The organism is Plantactinospora sp. CA-290183, assembly GCF_050936375.1.
Taxonomy (GTDB): domain Bacteria; phylum Actinomycetota; class Actinomycetes; order Mycobacteriales; family Micromonosporaceae; genus Plantactinospora.
The window spans coordinates 31,533-46,797 of the sequence record NZ_JBNJMX010000018.1 but is presented as its reverse complement, the minus strand read 5'-3'; the positions used below and the strand labels follow the sequence as shown (position 1 = coordinate 46,797).

Below are 15,265 nucleotides of genomic sequence, written 5' to 3'. Positions count from 1 at the left end.
GGTGCGCACTTGTGAGTGCGCACGCGCAGATACTACAGCCTGCGGCCACACGGTACCGAAACTCGCGCGGCCTGCCGCCGATGAGCGTCACACGCCGAGCACGTCTCGATCCCGACGAACGTCTTATGAAACGCGCCTAGTGACCATCCCATCAACCGGCGACAGCCGCCTCCCCAGCACCCCGATGGCCGATGTCAGAAACACCCCAAGGCATCTTGGGGATAGCCCCCGCGCACAGGGCCATCCGGTGGGCACGGTCGAGGTCGGCCCTGAACGTCCAACGTCCACACGAGATTGGCCGGGTGCACCTTTGGTGCCGGACAGTGGCCGCAGCTATCCAAACGGGTACTGAGCCGATCCGCGAAGCCCCTTCGGGGGCGTACGTCCGCCTATGATGGGTGGCCAGTTCAGCCCTCGGAAGGACACCTGACCGTGCCAGACAGGGTGACCGCCCCGGACCGCCCGCCGGACGACGGTGTCGCCTCGAGGCCTCCTACGGCTGATCCACCAGTGGCTGAGCCGGCGGGCGCTACGCGATCGCCACCCGTGGAGCCCCACGATGAGGTCCGGTGGTGGCGCTTCGGCTCGGTGGAGGTGCTCGCCGGGCTGCTCATCCTGCTGGTCGTCTTCCAGAGGCCGGTGGCGTCGGTCATCTCCACCCCACGGCTGCAGACCTGGACCACCGTCTTCGTCTCGGTGATGGTGCAGGCGGTGCCCTTCCTGGTCTTCGGGGTGCTGCTCTCGGCGGTGATCGCCGTCTTCGTGCCGCGCTCGTTCTGGGCTCGGGCGTTGCCCCGGCATCCGGCGCTGGCCGTACCGGTGGCGAGCGCGGCCGGGGTGGTGCTGCCGGGCTGCGAGTGCGGGTCGGTGCCGATCGCCGGGTCGCTGATCCGCCGCGGTGTCACCCCGGCCGCCGCCCTGGCGTTTCTGCTCGCCGCTCCGGCGATCAACCCGATCGTGCTGGCGTCGACCGCGGTCGCCTTTCCGGACAATCCGGAGATGGTGGTCGGGCGAGCGGTGGCCAGCCTGATCGTCGCCATGATCATGGGGTGGCTCTGGTTGCGGCTGGGCCGGGCCGACTGGATCCGGCTGCCGCGCCGACCCGAGCTGGACGACCTGTCGAAGGGCCGCGCTTTCTGGGCCGCGGTACGCCACGACGTGGTGCACGCCGGTGGCTTCCTGGTGCTCGGCGCGATGGCCGCGGCCTGCATCAACGTGCTGATACCCGAGCGGTGGTTGCAGACCCTGGCCGACAACCCGGTGCTGTCGGTGCTGGCGCTGGCCGTACTGGCGGTGCTGCTGTCGATCTGCTCCGAGGCCGATGCCTTCGTGGCCGCCTCGCTGTCGCAGTTCTCGCTCTCCTCCCGGCTGGCGTTCCTGGTCGTCGGCCCGATGGTCGATCTCAAACTGATCTCGATGCAGACCGGTGTCTTCGGCCGCCGGTTCGCGGCCCGGTTCGCCCCGACGACGTTCGTCGTGGCCGTAGGAGTGGCCGTCGGAGTGGGAGCGGTGGTGCTGTGAACCGGCAGGCGCAGGCGGTGGTGCTGCTGCTGCTCGGCGGGTCGGTGCTGAAGGCCAGCCTCACCGACGTCTACCTCCGGTACGTCAAGGAGGGGCTGCGGCCGTTCCTGGTCGCAGCCGGGCTGCTGCTGGTGGTGGCCGGGGTGATGACCCTCTGGTACGACCTGCGGCGTCGCGGCCAGCCGCACGAGGGCCACGAGCACGAGGGCGCCGAGCACGAGGACTCCGACGACGGGCACGGCCACCACGAACCCCGGGTGGGCTGGCTGCTCCTGCTGCCCGTCCTCGGACTGCTGCTGATCTCGCCGCCGGCCCTCGGATCGTACGCGGCCGGGCAGTCCGGAACGGCGCTGACCGGCGAGGACCCCGGCGGATACCCGCCGCTGCCGGCCGGCGACCCGCTGAAGATCACCCTGCTGGACTACGCCGGGCGGGCCATCTTCGACCAGGGCACCACGCTGGCCGACCGTCGGGTCCAGCTCACCGGCTTCGTCGCGCCCGGATCCGACGGGGAACCGATCCTGGCCCGGATGATTCTCTCCTGCTGTGCCGCCGACAGCCTACCGATCAAACTCGGCATGTCCGGGGACCGGCCGAGCGGCCTGCCGCCGGACACCTGGGTGGAAGTGGTCGGCCGATACTCCACCCAACTCGGCAGGGACCCGGTCAGCGACGTCGACATCCCGTACGTGCAGGTCGAGTCGTGGCGGCGGGTCGATCCGCCGAAGCAACCGTACGAGTAGTTCCCGGGCGTCGGCATGGCCGGAAGCGAGATTCGTCAGCGGGTCAGGGTCGCCCCGAGGCCACACATTCCGGCGGCAGGCCGGATCTGCCACGTTCCCGTCGACGTCGGCCGTGTCCGAACACGATCGAGATGTCCGCGGCTGCGTCCGTCCGCATAGGATGAGTGACCAGTCCGGCCTGCGGAACCCAGCGTACGGACAGCAGGTCGGGGCGGTTGTGGCGGCGGCCGTCCCAGCAGGCAGCGGAGGAGAGGGATGAGCAACCGTACGAAGCTGCGCCCGCAATCGCGCGGGTCCGCACCGGCCGCCACGACGCCCACCGGCCGCCGGCTGGCCTCACTTGCCCTGGCGTTCGCGCTCGGGGCCCTGCTCGCCGGCCCGATCGGCGCCGTCACCGCGGGCGACGATCCGGCCATGACCGACGAGGTGGCGCAGCTGCGCGCCGAGGAGGCTCAGCGAGACGCCGCCCAGATCGTCGACCTCACCGCCCAGGCCAGACAGGTGCAGCAAAGTCTGGTACCCGTTCTCGACGGGCTGGCCTCGGCGGTGCCGAGCGGCGGGGAGCCCGGACCGCTCGCGGCCGGGACTGATGTGACCGGCTGGCAAGCGACGACAGCCAAGACCGTCGAAGGCTTCGCCAACCCCCCGTCGGCCGGAACTGGCGTCAACATCGCCCGCTCTGGGTTGGCCGCAGCCGTACGGACGCTCGACATCGCCGTCGACACCTACGCGGCCGCGCTGGCCGTGCCAGCCGCCGCTCGCCCGCAGCTACTGGAGCTGGCCGGACGCCAGCGAGACGCCGCAGTCGCCACCTGGTCGACCGGCGCTACCCAGCTCGACGTACTCAACATCGACGCGGGCAACGGACACGCCCACGTCTTCCTGCCCGCTGCGCCGGGCCAGGACGGGCTGACCGCCGACGGTGCTCCGGAAGGCAAGTGAGGTGCGCTGATCCCAGCCGCCGCGGCATTCCTACCACTGATCCTGCCCGCTCACTTGATCAACCGACACCGCCACCGGTGCTGAGGACCCGGTCGGTGGTTGCCGGCCGGGCTCGGCCGGCAACCACCACGACGGTCTAGTGGTCGGTGCAGCAGGGGGTGGGGTCCGGCACCTCGAAGGGCGCCAACCGGTTCCCGGCTACCGGCGTCGTTACCAGCGTCAGCAGCCCGTCGCGCCACTGCGGCCGGACGAAGTCCCGGGTTTCGATCGGTGTCTCTGGTTCGACCGGTAGTCCGCCGAGCTGGACCACCCGCTCGATGGCGCTGACGGTCAGTAGCTCGTTGACGGTCAGTGTGTCCACCAGCCGCTCCGCGCCGGGAAAGAACACCGCTCGGCCGGACCGACGGGCCGTGTGTTCGGCTGCGGCGCGGCCGGCGGCCTCTCGGTAGCCGGGCTCGGTAGCTGGCAGACCGGCTGGAATATCGGTGTCGGCGGTCAGGCTGATCGCGACGTGCGGGTACGGCACCTGCGTCAGATGTGTGCAGGCGACCAGCCCGGGCAGGCCGAGCGGCTGCACGTGTTGGCGCAGCCACTGCTCGGCCTCCCGGTCCGTGCGATGCCCGAAGCTGAGCCCGAGTATGGGGCCGGCGGTCATCAACTCGGCAGGACCCAGATCGGATTGGCGTAGAACCACAGGTCCTGCCACGGGTCGGCGGCGCCGGCCACGTCCAGGGCTGGACCGACCGGGTCAACGCCGGCGCCCATCAGACCCGGCTGGCTGCGCTTGCCATCCGTACCGCGTACCCGCAGGTAGAACGGCTCGTTGACGCGGCCGAACGAGTAGGTGAGGGAGATCCGCCCGGTGCGCTTGTTGATCTCGAAGGACTTCACGACACGGGTGTTCGGCGCGGTGAAGGCGTCCTTGTCGGAAACCGGCCCGGTGACCTTGCCGGCGATCAGGTCGACGCGGGCGAGCACCGGCACGAACTGGGACCAGTTCGGGGTGTCGGCCAGGTCGACGTCGATGGTCACCTCGACGTTCGTGCCGCGCTTCACATGCAGCACGCCGCCGAGCGCCGTCCCGGAGTTCCCCCGGCGGTCACCCGCGACGCGGGCCCGTACGTCGAGGCCCTTGATCAGGCCGCCGTGGTCGACCCAGACCCGTCCGGCCCGCAGCCCGTCCATGACCGCCTTGTAGCTGAACGAGCTGGCGCCGACGTGGGTACGGCTGTACTGGCCCGGCCAGTAGTCGCCGGCCTCGGTCAGCAGCGGTCCGTACACCGGGTCGTTGGACTTGCCGTTGAGGTCGAAGTTGCTGTCCGGGCCCCGCTGCGAGGTGTCCAGGTAGTTGACGTGCGAGTCCGAGTTCGCGCTGATCCACCAGGCCTTGCCCTCGGCGAGCAGGCTGTCCCAGAGCCCGCCGACGGTGGCGGTCATCCAGTCGTAGCCGCCCCAGGTCCGGTAGCTCTCCGCCGGGTAACCGGCGAACGAATCCGCCGACGGGCTGTTGTCGTAGTAACCGCGGTTGCGGCCTGCGGTCGCTCGGGGTAGCCCGGCCGCCTGGTGTCCGGGAGCGCCTTCCATGCCGACCGCGACGGTCGGATCGGCGTCGCGCCAGGCCCGGATCTCGTGCGGCGAGTCGATGCCGCGCCGGGCCGGGTGGTTGGCCAGGAAGAGCGCCCCGTCGACGCGGCGGCGGCGGACCTGCTCGCCGAGGAACTTGATGCCGGCGATGGCGAGCGCCTCGTTCGCCGGTGACGAGCCGCCAGCGTTCTTGACAGTGCCGTCGAACGCGTTTTCGAACTCCTTCAGGACGGCGACCTCGTTACGTCCCGGGTGCACGAAGACCGTGGCGTGCTCGGCCGCCGGGATGTTCCACTCCATGCCCTGGTACACGAGCAGGTCCTTGAGCTGCTCCCGGGTCGCGACGATGTCCGGGTTGACCTTCTCCACGCCGATCTTGGCGTGCGCGACGCTGCCGTGGTCGGTGATGACGATCCAGTCCAGGCCGTACGCGTGCGCGTGCCGGGCCTGGTCGATCACCCGGTACTGAGCGTCCGAGCTGTACTGCGTGTGGATGTGGTGGTCGCCGGCGAGCCACTTGAACCCACCCGTCGAGTCCCCGTCGTGCCCCCGACCGTGGTCGTGGTCGTCGTCGCGGCCCTGCGCGAACGCCGGCGTGCCGCCCAGCACGGTCGCCGCAGCGGCTGCGCCGGCACCAAGCAGACCCGTGCGGCGTAGGAAACCACGGCGGGAGACGTCCGCGGGAGACAGTTCGCTGTCCGGCACGGAAAGGTCAAGCGCCGGCGGTACGTCCGCGTCGGCCGCATGGTCGTGATCGTGGTGATGCGGGTGGCCGTGGCCCATGTGCTGCTCCCTCGAAGGGTGAAGTCGTCGTCGCCAACCTTGTGCGGTAGTAGGAACAACAGATGTCGCCCCGACATCGCACATGCGAACATGCGACTGCCAGCATGTGGGCTGATGAACCAATTCGATTCAACCTCCACGCATAGCGCCAGGCCCGTCACCAGCCGGTATATGGCACCAGCCGCCTGGCGATACACCCCGTGTGGAGTGCCGTCCGCGCTGTGGGGCGAGCATCTTGCCAGACGGTTACGCAGACAAGATCCGCAGGTTAAAGCCACTAGCACTTCGGCCAAATTGGAAACGCGTCAGGCTCGTGCCGGAGGGGCGGTCAGATCGCCTGGGCGAGTTCGGCGAACCCCGGCGTCGGCCTCCGATAACGGCCGGCTCCACTATCACGACAAGGTGCCGCTTTCGCTCGTTCCGGAGCGCGACGGGCCGCTGGGTCTCCGACGACGCATAATGGGTACGCCTGCGATCCGGCGTCATCGACGGGGGCAGGGTTGGCGGTGCGGTCAGGGGAGACATTCAGGGAGACGGCGGTACGGTGAACCAGGCGATGCCAAGCACGACCCGGAACACCCGGCAGCGGGCCGAGGTGCTGGCCCTGCTGCGCGAGGTCGAGGGCTTCTACACCGCGCAGCAGTTGCACCACATGCTGATAGCCCGCGAGGCGCGGGTCGGGCTCACCACCGTCTACCGGACGCTCCAACTGCTGGTAGACGCCGGGGAGATCGACTCCACCCGACTACCCGGCGGGGAACAGTTGTTCCGTCGATGCAGCCAGGGCAAACACCACCACCACCTCGTCTGCCGCAACTGCGGACGGACGGTCGAGGTGGCCGGGCCGGCGGTCGAGCGTTGGGCCGACCAGGTGGCCGCCCAGCACGGTTTCACCGATGTCGGTCACACCCTCGAAATCTTCGGCACCTGCGCCACCTGCGCGCGCTGACCCTCACCGCCATACCAGGACCCTCCAGCCGACCACCAGCACGGGAGGGCGCAGCACACCTGACGCATCCCGAATCCGGTCGATCTGTGCCGTCCGTCCCCGAGCCGCCCCACTCTCCGGGACCGGCGTCTCCGGCGGCCAACGCGCCCGCGTGGCCCTGGCCCGCGCCCTCCTCATCGACGCCCCGGCGCTCATCCTCGACGAGACCCTGGCCCCGCTCGACGCCCACGCCGAGGCCGCCCTGCGCGCCATGCTCCGCCAACGCGCCCCGGACCGCGTCACCCTCGTGGTCACCCACCGCACCGCGACCATCCGGGCAGCCGACCGCGTCCTTGTCCTGCACAACGGCAGGGTCGAGGAGCATGCACCGTCGGGCCGGCCGACCGTCGGTCAGGTACCCAACCAGTAGCGTCCGCTCGGCGTCGCGCTTCGGTGCGGCGCTGCGCGAGCCTCGCTGACGGTTCCTGAAATGGCATACGAAGGGACCGACCCGCAACCCGGCGACGAACACCGCGCCCAGCCTGTTCGCCACCGCCGCCACCCCCTCGCGACTCGCCGTGCCCGCCCACGCGCGGCGCCCGCCTCGGAGAGCGACTCGCTCGCGCTGGGCGTCAGCGCTCCTCGCGGAAGTCGACGTGCCGGCGCACGATCGGGTCGTACCTGCGCAGGACCAGCCGGTCGGGGTCGTTGCGGCGGTTCTTGCGGGTGACGTACGTGTAGCCGGTGCCGGCGGTGCTGCGCAGCTTGACCACCGGCCGGATGTCGGTCTGCCTCGCCATCAGAGCTTCACCCCCCGGGCGTGCAGTTGGGCCACGACCTTCTCGATGCCCTTGCGGTCGACCGTTCGCAGCGCCTTGGCGGTGAGTGTGAGGGTGACCCAGCGCTTCTCCGAGGGCAGCCAGTAGCGGTGCCGCTGGAGGTTCGGGTTCCACCGGCGACGGGTGCGCCGGTGGGAGTGCGACACAGCATTGCCGAAGCTCGGCTTGGCACCGGTGACGTCACATCGACGGGACACGGCATCTCCTTCCTGTGATCAACGGGTAGCGGCGGCAGCCCCTGGCCTCGTGCCGCCATCCCACCATACTATAATGGAAATCGTTTCCATTAGCCCGTGAGGATCGGAATGTCGACGTCACCACTCGCACCCACCGACGCCACCACCACAGCAGCCGACCCTCGCCCGTCGCTGACCGTGCTCAGCGGCTTCTGGCCCGCCGCGACGTACGCGGTCGCCCGTGCGCTGCTCGCGACGGACCCGTCGCTCCTGCTGGTCCGGCACGACCTCTCCGAGGTACGCGACGGCGCGGTGCGCCGCACAGTCCGGGACGGCGCGGGCGTGCTGGAGAACGAGCGGATCACGCTGGCCCACGGCTGCGTCTCCTGCACTCTGCGGGAGGACGTGCTGCCAACCCTGGCCCGCATGGTCCGCACCCGCCCCGGCCGGGACCTGGTGCTGATGCTGCCCGAGGTGGTCGAGCCGCAGGCCGTCGCCGCCGCCTGCGCGCACTGTCTCGTCGACGGCGCACCGATCACCGATCTGCTGCGGGTCGACTCGTACGTCACCGTGGCCGACGCCGAGCACCTGCTCGACGGCCTGGCCAGCACCGAAGACCTCAAAAGCCTCGACATCCACGCGGCGGACGACGACGACCGAGGGCTCGCGGACGTGGTCGTCCGCCAACTCGAGTACGCCGACACGATCGTCCTGTGGGGACAGTCCCGGGAGGGGGCCTACGACACCGACCGCCTCTCGGCGCTGCTGGAGCGGATGGTGCCGTGGGCGGCGCTGGTGCGGGTCGACGGCGACGTGGTCGACGCACAGGCGTTGGGCCGCCAGCTGCGCGGCACCGGTCGCCACCGGCCGGAGACGCCTGGCGTGCTGGCGCGCGGCCTGGAGGGCTTCCTCCTCGGCGTACACGAGCCGCACCCGGACTGCGGCGTGGTCTCGGTGATCTACCGGGCCCGCCGCCCCTTCCACCCGGGCCGGCTGCACGACGCACTCGAAGACCTCGGCACCGATACGATCCGCTCCCGCGGCCACCTCTGGCTCGCCAGCCAGCCCGAGACCGTCATCGCCTGGGACTTCGCCGGCGGCGGCCTCGGCCTCGGCAGCCTCGGCCGGTGGCTGACCGCCCTGCCCGACGACCACTGGGACGAGGTACCGGTCCACCGGCGACTCGCCGCCACCCTCGACTGGGATCCCTACTACGGCGACCGCCACCAGCACCTGGTCTTCATCGGCCTGGACCTCGACCCCGCCGACCTACGCCGAACCCTCGCCCGCTGCCTGCTCACCGACGCCGAACTCGCCGACGGCGAGGAGACCTGGCGCGGATACCCCGACCCGTTCGCCGGCTGCTTCCCGATCCCGGACCTGGAGGCGGCCGGTCAGGATCCGACCGACACCGAAGGAGACCCCGCATGAAGCCCGGCATCCACCCCGCGTACCGGCCCGTCGTCTACCGCGACCGCGCCGCCGACTTCGCCTTCCTCACACGCTCCACCGCCACCAGCGACCGGACGGTCGAGTGGACCGACGGCAACACCTACCCCGTCATCGACGTGCAGATCTCCTCCGCCAGCCACCCCTTCTGGACCGGCCGGCAGCGCCTGGTCGACACCGAGGGGCGGGTGGAGAAGTTCCGCGCCAAGTACGCCCGACACGGTTCCAGGCAGGGCCGATGACCAGCACGGTGCGCATCGACTGGGCGGCGCGTACGCCGCACCTCGTCGTCGCGGCCGACGACGATCGCGCCTGGTACCAGGCCGTCGCCCGCGAGTTGGTCGCCCCCAGCGACCGGCTCGCGGTCGACGTCGGCTGCGGCGGCGCCGGCATGGCCCTCGCCCTGGCCCGGCACATGACGTGTGGCCGCGTCCTTGCCGTCGATGCCGAGGCCACGATCCTCGACGCGGCACGGGACCGGATCGAAGCCGAGTGGAGCGACCCGCGGATCCGCATCGACGTCCTGCCCGCCGACATCTCCCACACCGCCGACGCCCTGGCCGAGGCCGTGGGCGGGCATGCCGATCTCCTCTGGGCCTCGGCCGTCGTGCACCATCTCGGCGACCAGCAACGCGCTGTCGACACCCTCGCCGCCCTCCTCGCGCCCGGCGGCCGACTCGCTCTCGCCGAGGGGGGTCTCCCCACCCGCCACCTCCCGTGGGACGTCGGCGTGGGCGAACCCGGTCTGGAGTCGCGGCTGCACCTGGCCCAGGAACGGTGGTTCGCCCGGATGCGCGCCGCGCTGCCCGGCAGCCGCCCGATGCCCTACGGCTGGGGTGAGGCACTGCGCCGCGCCGGCCTGAACCCGGTGACGACCGCCACCGCCCTCATCGAGGTGTCGCCGCCACTGTCGCAGGCCCGGCTGCGCGCCGTCGTGGCGGGCTTCGCCGACCGTGTCGGCCGGCTACGGGACGCGGGCCTGCTCGCCGCCGACGATCTGCTCGCCTGGGACCGGCTCCTCGACCCCGCCGACACCGCCTGGCTGGGTCGTCGGGCCGACCTGGGGGTGCTCGAGGCACGCAGCGTTCACGTCGGTCGTCGCCGCTGACCGGCGATCGCCACCGGCCTGCGGTCCATGCCGCGACCGCAGGCCGTCCGTTGCGGAGCCGCTCTGTCCTCGCGCCTCCGTGCCGCGACGACGCCCGCGCCGGCCCGACGGGGTCGTCCGGGTTCGGGACCAACGCAGCGTCGTCAGTCCGGCCGCCGGTCGGCCTGCCGGACCAGGTCGACGACCTCGGCCACCTGCTCCGGCCGTTCCACCGGGCCGACGAGAAACCCACGCCTGTCCATACCGTTCGGGCCCCGTTGCGGATCAGGAGGAGGCGTCCAGCCGTGGAGGGTCAGACCGCGCCCCCGACCAGTCCGTAGCAGGCGGTCGGGGGCGCGGTGGCCGATCGGTGCGCTCAGCCGACCTGGACGGTGTAGTTGACGGTGGGACTGGCGACTCCACTGCCGCCCTGGGTGGTGGCCCGGAACGAGAGGGTGTACGTGCCGGGCGCGGAGAAGGCCCAGTTGCCGTGGGCGTGGGTGCCGGCGCCGATGTTGCCGGGCCAGACGGAGATCGGGCAGCCGGCGGCGGTGTGGGAGTTGAGTCGGAAGGTCGGCGCGCCAAAGGCGTTGGTGGTGTAGAGGGCGAACCGTCCGCCGGCCGGCACGGAGGAAACCCCGACCAGTTCCATCCGCACCGGTCCCTGGGCCGCGGGCACGTCCTCGGTGTTCCAGCCGGCCCACAGCAGGTTGGGGTTCTCGGTCTGTGGGGCGACGTAGACCGTGGATCCGGCGGCGCCGAGGCAGGTCCAGGCGGATCCGCTCGGCACCGCGATGGCGGAGATCGACGGCAGGCGCAGGGTCGTGCCCGCCGGGGAGAGGTCGTCGTTGGCAGGGCTGTACGTCTTGATGTCGAGGGTGAGGGCCCCGCCGGTGTAGTCGATGTCGAGGATGTCGAGGTGGCCGGTCTCGATGGTGGCCGCGGCCGCCGGGGTGGCGGTCAGGCCGACGATGGCGGCGGTCGCGGTCGCCACGAGGGCGAGTGTCCGGTGGACGAGTCTCATCGCTTCTCCAGTTTCGCTGATCGGGTCGCGGCTCAGCGCTGGACCTGGAAGGTGAGCCACACCGGGTCAGAGGTGACGCGCTGGCCGGTCGCGGCGAGCCGGCCGGTCGCCTCGACCTTGATCCGGTAGGTGCCGGCGCCCTCGAACGCCCAGTTGGCGTGCAGGTGACCGCCGACCGGTCGGGTGACCACGTCCGGCAGGCCGTCCTCGCTGTCGACCAGCACGTTCGGCGCGCCGGTGGGATCGGTGGTGAAGAGGCTGAACCCGTTCGGGCCGACCAGCCGGGTGAACCGGATCTGGACGGTGTCGCCGACGAAGACGCCGGCCTCCACCTCCTCGGTGGCCAGCCCGGCCCAGAGCAGGTTCTCGTCCTCGACCTCGGGAAGAATGTGGACGGTGGCACCCGGGGTGCCGAGGAAGCCGTACCGCGGGTCGTCCGGCACGGTCACCGCCGCCTCCGGCTTCGCGAGAAGGATCACGTCGGCCGGGTCGCGCTCCACGTCAGGGTCCACCGTCTCGTCGTGGACCGAAATCTCGAACTCGCCGTCCTCGAAGGCCACGTCGACCGCGTCGACATGCCCCTGGGACAGCGTCACGACCGCGGCCTGGGCGGGTACGGCCCAGGCCAGCAGCCCGGCGGTCACCGCCGCGGTGACACCGGTCAACGCGGACATCTTGGTTCGCATGCAACTCCTCCTCACGCCGCGACACCCTGCCACGGCTAAAGCAAACGGTAACCATTTTCAGTAGACTGTCAACACCGCGGCTCGACCAACGGCGCGAGCCTCCGACGCAGCCGACCACCTGGTCGACATGACCCGGAGGTCGTGCTAGCTTCCCCGCGAATCTGATATCGGTTTTCATTTCACGAAAGAGGTGGGGGGAGGATGACGACGAGAAGTCCGAGCCGCAAACGCCTTGCCGCAGCGGCCGCCGCCGTCGTGTGCCTCGGTGGCCTGCTGTTGTCGCCTGCCACGCCGGCACTCGGGCAGGAGCCGGCACTCGGGCAGGAGAAGGTGGTGCTCTCCAGTGGCCACACCGACGCGGTCGACGTGCACTACGAGGGTGGCCGGCTGGTGTTGAAGGTGCACGACGACACCGTGGAGCCGTCGGTCACCCGCGATCCGCAGGACGTGACCTTCCAGGTCCGGCCGGAGGCCGCGGTCGAGGTGCCGGATCTGCCGTCGTACGCGTTCCTCGGGCCGGCCGGCTCGACGATCTGGATGCTGCCGATGACGCAGGATCCGAACCTGCTGTGGCCGGGTTGGAACACGACCACGCTGCGATCGGGCGTGTTCCGGGGCGACAGGGTCAGCCTGAGCCTGGTGGACGTGGCCGGTCCGGGCCGGGTGTCGGTCTTCATGACCGACCCGGTCGGTCAGCCGCTGGTCAAGTTCCGCAGCGACGACGGGCTGCCGGACGCGATCGAGGTGCCCATCGGCACGCACGCCCACGCCAACTGGGTCTTCAGCGCCCTGGGCAGCTACACCCTGACCTTCCGGGTCGACGCCACACTGGCCGACGGCACGACCGTGTCGACCGGACCGATGCCGTACCGCTTCGTGGTCGGCGACCTGCCCGATCCCGAGCCGGAGGTCCAGCTCTCCATCCAGGGCCTGCGACCGGCGTACGCCCCGGGCGCGGCGGTGACCCTGACCGCCGTGCAGGACCCGGTCACCAACCTGGACCGGTACCGCTGGTTCAGCAGGTGCCCGGGCGCGGCGGAGTTCGTTGCGATACCGAGCGAGGTGTCCGCGGCGTACTCGTTCACCGCCACCGCGCAGTTGGACAACTGCCGGTACCTGGTCCGGCTCTACCGGGACGGTGAGGTGCCGGTGGCCGAGAGCGCCCCGGTGACCCTGAACGTGCAGGACGCCGGCGTACCGGCGGCGTCGCAGACCGTCACGGTGACCGTCGACGGGACGCAGGGCGCGTTGGTGGTCAGCGTCGACCCCGGCGACCGCACCGTGAACCTGCCCGCGGCCACCCTGGTCCCGGCGGGAGACCGCTGGCAGAGCGGCGGCGGCCTGCGCCCGGTCACGGTGACCGACACCCGGCCGGGTGAACCCGGCTGGAACGTCGCCGGACAGCTGAGCGACTTCACCGCCGGGAACACCCGGGTCAGCGGGAAGTACCTCGGCTGGACACCCACCGTGCTGGCCCAGGCGGACGGCCAGGGTGTCGCCGCCGGCCCGGCGGTCGCGCCCGGCTTCTCGGCCGGAAACGGCCTGGCCGCGAGCAGCCTGCTCGGCACCGCACCGGCCGGCGACGGCCGCGGCACCGCCCGGCTCGGCGCCGGACTGAACCTGGAACTGCCCACCGACACCGCCGCCGGTCAGTACGTCGCGACGCTGACCCTGACCGCCATCTGAGAAATCGCCTCTCGGCAGCCGTGGTGCACAGACCACGGCTGCCGAGACGCCGTATCGGCGCCGCCCTCGGCGAATCGGCCACCACCCGAGGCGCGAGACAGGCCGGGGTAGTCCGCCTACCACTGACGACAGGGAGACGAGAAGCCAATGACGGCCGACCTCTACGCGGAGTCCGGTGAGTTCATCGACGTGTTCAGCCGGGACGCCTGGCAGGCGTTCCGCCCACCGGTCGTCGCGGCACTGCACCGCGCCGTCCCGGACCAGGGACCGATCCTCGACATCGGCGCCGGGACCGGTCTGGGCACTCTGCTCGTGGCGGAGACGCTGCCGACCGCCGAGATCGTCGCGGTGGAGCCCTCGCCGATCCTCCGCGCGGTACTGCTGTCCCGACTCGCCGACAACGCGACGCTGCGCACCAGGGTGACCGTCGTCGCCGCCGGCATCCAGGCCTGGCAACCCCCGGCCCGCCTGGGCGGAGTCCTGGCGATGAACATGCTCGGACACCTCGACCCGGAGCAGCGCCGGACGCTCTGGGCCGACCTGCGTGCCCGGCTGGCGCCCTCCGCACCGCTGATCGTCAACCTGCAACCGCCCGCCGAGGTGACCACCGTGCCGCCGACCGACTTCGCCGCCATCACGATCGGCGGACGCACCTACCAGGGCGGCGGCGAGGCCCGGCCCGCCGGTGACGGCACCGTCACCTGGACCATGCGCTACCGCACCCTCGCCCCGGACGGCAGCGTCGAGCGCGAGCTGGTCGCGGCGTACCCATGGCATGTGGTGTCCCCGGCGCAGCTGCTCGACGAACTCGCCGACGCCGGCTTCACCGCCACCATCGGAGAGCTGAACGTCCTCGTGGCCACACCCCAAGGCTGATCGACGCACCGGTCCCCCGCGACCCGGCACCTAACGAAACCCCTACCGAGGAGGCCCCGACGTGAACGACAGCAGCGACGGATCCGAGGCGACCCGGATGAAGCAGGAGATGGCCGGGGTGTTCGACCGCGGCGCCCCTGCCTACGACCGGGTCGGCGTGGAGTTCTTCGGCCCGATCGGGCGGGAACTCGTACGCCGGGCCGGCCTTCGTCCGGGGCAGCGCGTGCTCGACGTGGGCTGTGGACGGGGTGCCGTCCTGTTCCCGGCCGCCGAGGCCGTCGGGCCGACCGGCAGCGCCGTCGGCATCGACCTGGCCCCGACGATGGTCGAGCTGACCCGCGCCGACGCGACCGAGGCCGGACTGACCCAGGTACGGGTCGAGGTCGCCGACGCCGAGACGCCGCCACTACCTCCGTCCAGCGTCGACGCGGTACTCGCCGGACTGGTGGTCTTCCTGCTCCCCGCGCCCCTCGACGCGCTGCGCGCCTACCGGCGGCTGCTCCGCCCCGGCGGACGTCTCGGACTCACCACCTTCGCCGCCCAGGACCCGCTGTTCAACGACGCGCTGCGCGCGATGGCACAGCACCTTCCCGAAAATCGTCGCCGGCCGCCAACGGCCGATCAGGAGAAGTTCTTCGCCACCCCCGAGTTGACCGCCGCACTCCTGGAGGCCGCCGGCTTCGAGGAAATCGTGGTCGACGAGGCGACGTTCCAGAGCCGGTTCCGCGACATCGACCACTGGATGACGTGGGCCTGGTCGCACGGCGCCCGGGCGTTGCTGGAACAGATCCCGGCCGACCGGCTGCCCGCCGCACTCGCCGACGCCACCCGGGTACTGACCCGCTCCGGCGAGGACATCGCCCTGACCACCACCGTCCGGTTCACCTTCGGCGTGGCCGCCGACTCCTGAGCCGGTAGAGCGCCGACGTCCTGCGGGCCGG

At 71.2% G+C, this 15,265-nt stretch carries 17 protein-coding genes; 11 read left to right on the top strand and 6 right to left on the bottom strand.

What is annotated here, in order from left to right; genetic code table 11:
* Positions 1 to 546 precede the first annotated feature (546 nt).
* The 3 genes from ACQEUR_RS20590 (at position 547) to ACQEUR_RS20580 (ending at position 3,206) form a co-directional block, all read left to right on the top strand.
* Entirely contained in the window at positions 547 to 1,521 is a 975-nt protein-coding gene (locus ACQEUR_RS20590) for a permease (protein WP_433033622.1), read from the top strand.
* Positions 1,518 to 2,264, top strand: coding sequence for a TIGR03943 family putative permease subunit (locus ACQEUR_RS20585; RefSeq protein WP_433033619.1), 747 nt, complete (start codon positions 1,518 to 1,520; stop codon positions 2,262 to 2,264). Before ACQEUR_RS20590 ends, ACQEUR_RS20585 begins: the two co-directional genes overlap by 4 nt.
* Positions 2,265 to 2,519: 255 nt before the next feature.
* A complete protein-coding gene (locus tag ACQEUR_RS20580) occupies positions 2,520 to 3,206 on the top strand; it encodes a hypothetical protein (RefSeq protein ID WP_433033616.1) in 687 nt (228 codons plus the stop codon).
* 136 nt (positions 3,207 to 3,342) lie between these two features.
* Here the strand turns inward: ACQEUR_RS20580 and ACQEUR_RS20575 are convergent, their stop codons facing one another.
* Both ACQEUR_RS20575 and ACQEUR_RS20570 read right to left on the bottom strand, forming a co-directional pair.
* The gene (locus ACQEUR_RS20575; protein WP_433033614.1) at positions 3,343 to 3,861 is read right to left on the bottom strand and encodes a hypothetical protein; all 519 of its coding nucleotides are present in this window, start codon (positions 3,859 to 3,861) and stop codon (positions 3,343 to 3,345) included.
* On the bottom strand, positions 3,861 to 5,573 hold the full coding sequence (locus ACQEUR_RS20570) for a PHP domain-containing protein (RefSeq protein WP_433033612.1): 1,713 nt from the start codon (positions 5,571 to 5,573) through the stop codon (positions 3,861 to 3,863). Before ACQEUR_RS20570 ends, ACQEUR_RS20575 begins: the two co-directional genes overlap by 1 nt.
* A 556-nt stretch (positions 5,574 to 6,129) precedes the next feature.
* Here ACQEUR_RS20570 and ACQEUR_RS20565 point away from each other — a divergent pair.
* Positions 6,130 to 6,522: a Fur family transcriptional regulator gene (locus ACQEUR_RS20565; protein WP_433033609.1), complete on the top strand. Its 393-nt coding sequence runs from the start codon at positions 6,130 to 6,132 to the stop codon at positions 6,520 to 6,522.
* A complete protein-coding gene (locus ACQEUR_RS20560) occupies positions 6,470 to 6,931 on the top strand; it encodes an ATP-binding cassette domain-containing protein (protein ID WP_433033606.1) in 462 nt (153 codons plus the stop codon). The genes ACQEUR_RS20565 and ACQEUR_RS20560 overlap by 53 nt, the downstream gene beginning before the upstream one ends.
* Before the next feature lie 202 nt (positions 6,932 to 7,133).
* Here the strand turns inward: ACQEUR_RS20560 and rpmG are convergent, their stop codons facing one another.
* Both rpmG and rpmB read right to left on the bottom strand, forming a co-directional pair.
* Positions 7,134 to 7,301 (bottom strand): 50S ribosomal protein L33, encoded by a 168-nt coding sequence (gene rpmG, locus ACQEUR_RS20555; protein WP_433033603.1) that lies wholly within the window; start codon positions 7,299 to 7,301, stop codon positions 7,134 to 7,136.
* A complete protein-coding gene (gene rpmB / locus ACQEUR_RS20550; protein ID WP_433033600.1) occupies positions 7,301 to 7,537 on the bottom strand; it encodes a 50S ribosomal protein L28 in 237 nt (78 codons plus the stop codon). The genes rpmG and rpmB overlap by 1 nt, the downstream gene beginning before the upstream one ends.
* 108 nt (positions 7,538 to 7,645) lie before the next feature.
* Between rpmB and ACQEUR_RS20545 the strand changes: the two genes are divergently transcribed.
* Genes ACQEUR_RS20545 through ACQEUR_RS20535 form a run of 3 tightly spaced genes read left to right on the top strand, consistent with a single transcriptional unit; the run spans position 7,646 to position 10,073 of the window.
* Positions 7,646 to 8,947 carry a CobW family GTP-binding protein gene (locus ACQEUR_RS20545; protein ID WP_433033597.1) on the top strand — a complete coding sequence of 434 codons (1,302 nt, stop codon included), beginning with the start codon at positions 7,646 to 7,648 and terminating at the stop codon, positions 8,945 to 8,947.
* Positions 8,944 to 9,207: a type B 50S ribosomal protein L31 gene (locus ACQEUR_RS20540; RefSeq protein ID WP_433033594.1), complete on the top strand. Its 264-nt coding sequence runs from the start codon at positions 8,944 to 8,946 to the stop codon at positions 9,205 to 9,207. Before ACQEUR_RS20545 ends, ACQEUR_RS20540 begins: the two co-directional genes overlap by 4 nt.
* The gene (locus tag ACQEUR_RS20535) at positions 9,204 to 10,073 is read left to right on the top strand and encodes a class I SAM-dependent methyltransferase (RefSeq protein WP_433033591.1); all 870 of its coding nucleotides are present in this window, start codon (positions 9,204 to 9,206) and stop codon (positions 10,071 to 10,073) included. Before ACQEUR_RS20540 ends, ACQEUR_RS20535 begins: the two co-directional genes overlap by 4 nt.
* Positions 10,074 to 10,428: 355 nt before the next feature.
* Here the strand turns inward: ACQEUR_RS20535 and ACQEUR_RS20530 are convergent, their stop codons facing one another.
* Positions 10,429 to 11,076 (bottom strand): choice-of-anchor M domain-containing protein, encoded by a 648-nt coding sequence (locus ACQEUR_RS20530; RefSeq protein WP_433033588.1) that lies wholly within the window; start codon positions 11,074 to 11,076, stop codon positions 10,429 to 10,431.
* A gap of 32 nt (positions 11,077 to 11,108) precedes the next feature.
* Positions 11,109 to 11,762: a choice-of-anchor M domain-containing protein gene (locus ACQEUR_RS20525; RefSeq protein ID WP_433033585.1), complete on the bottom strand. Its 654-nt coding sequence runs from the start codon at positions 11,760 to 11,762 to the stop codon at positions 11,109 to 11,111.
* Between the two features lie 201 nt (positions 11,763 to 11,963).
* Between ACQEUR_RS20525 and ACQEUR_RS20520 the strand changes: the two genes are divergently transcribed.
* From ACQEUR_RS20520 to ACQEUR_RS20510, 3 genes are all read left to right on the top strand, one after another.
* Positions 11,964 to 13,448, top strand: a complete 1,485-nt coding sequence (locus ACQEUR_RS20520) for a choice-of-anchor M domain-containing protein (RefSeq protein ID WP_433033582.1) — start codon at positions 11,964 to 11,966, stop codon at positions 13,446 to 13,448.
* 147 nt (positions 13,449 to 13,595) lie between these two features.
* Positions 13,596 to 14,324, top strand: coding sequence for a class I SAM-dependent methyltransferase (locus tag ACQEUR_RS20515; protein ID WP_433033579.1), 729 nt, complete (start codon positions 13,596 to 13,598; stop codon positions 14,322 to 14,324).
* Positions 14,325 to 14,421: 97 nt separating this feature from the next.
* Positions 14,422 to 15,234 (top strand): class I SAM-dependent methyltransferase, encoded by an 813-nt coding sequence (locus ACQEUR_RS20510; protein ID WP_433033681.1) that lies wholly within the window; start codon positions 14,422 to 14,424, stop codon positions 15,232 to 15,234.
* Positions 15,235 to 15,265 lie beyond the last annotated feature (31 nt).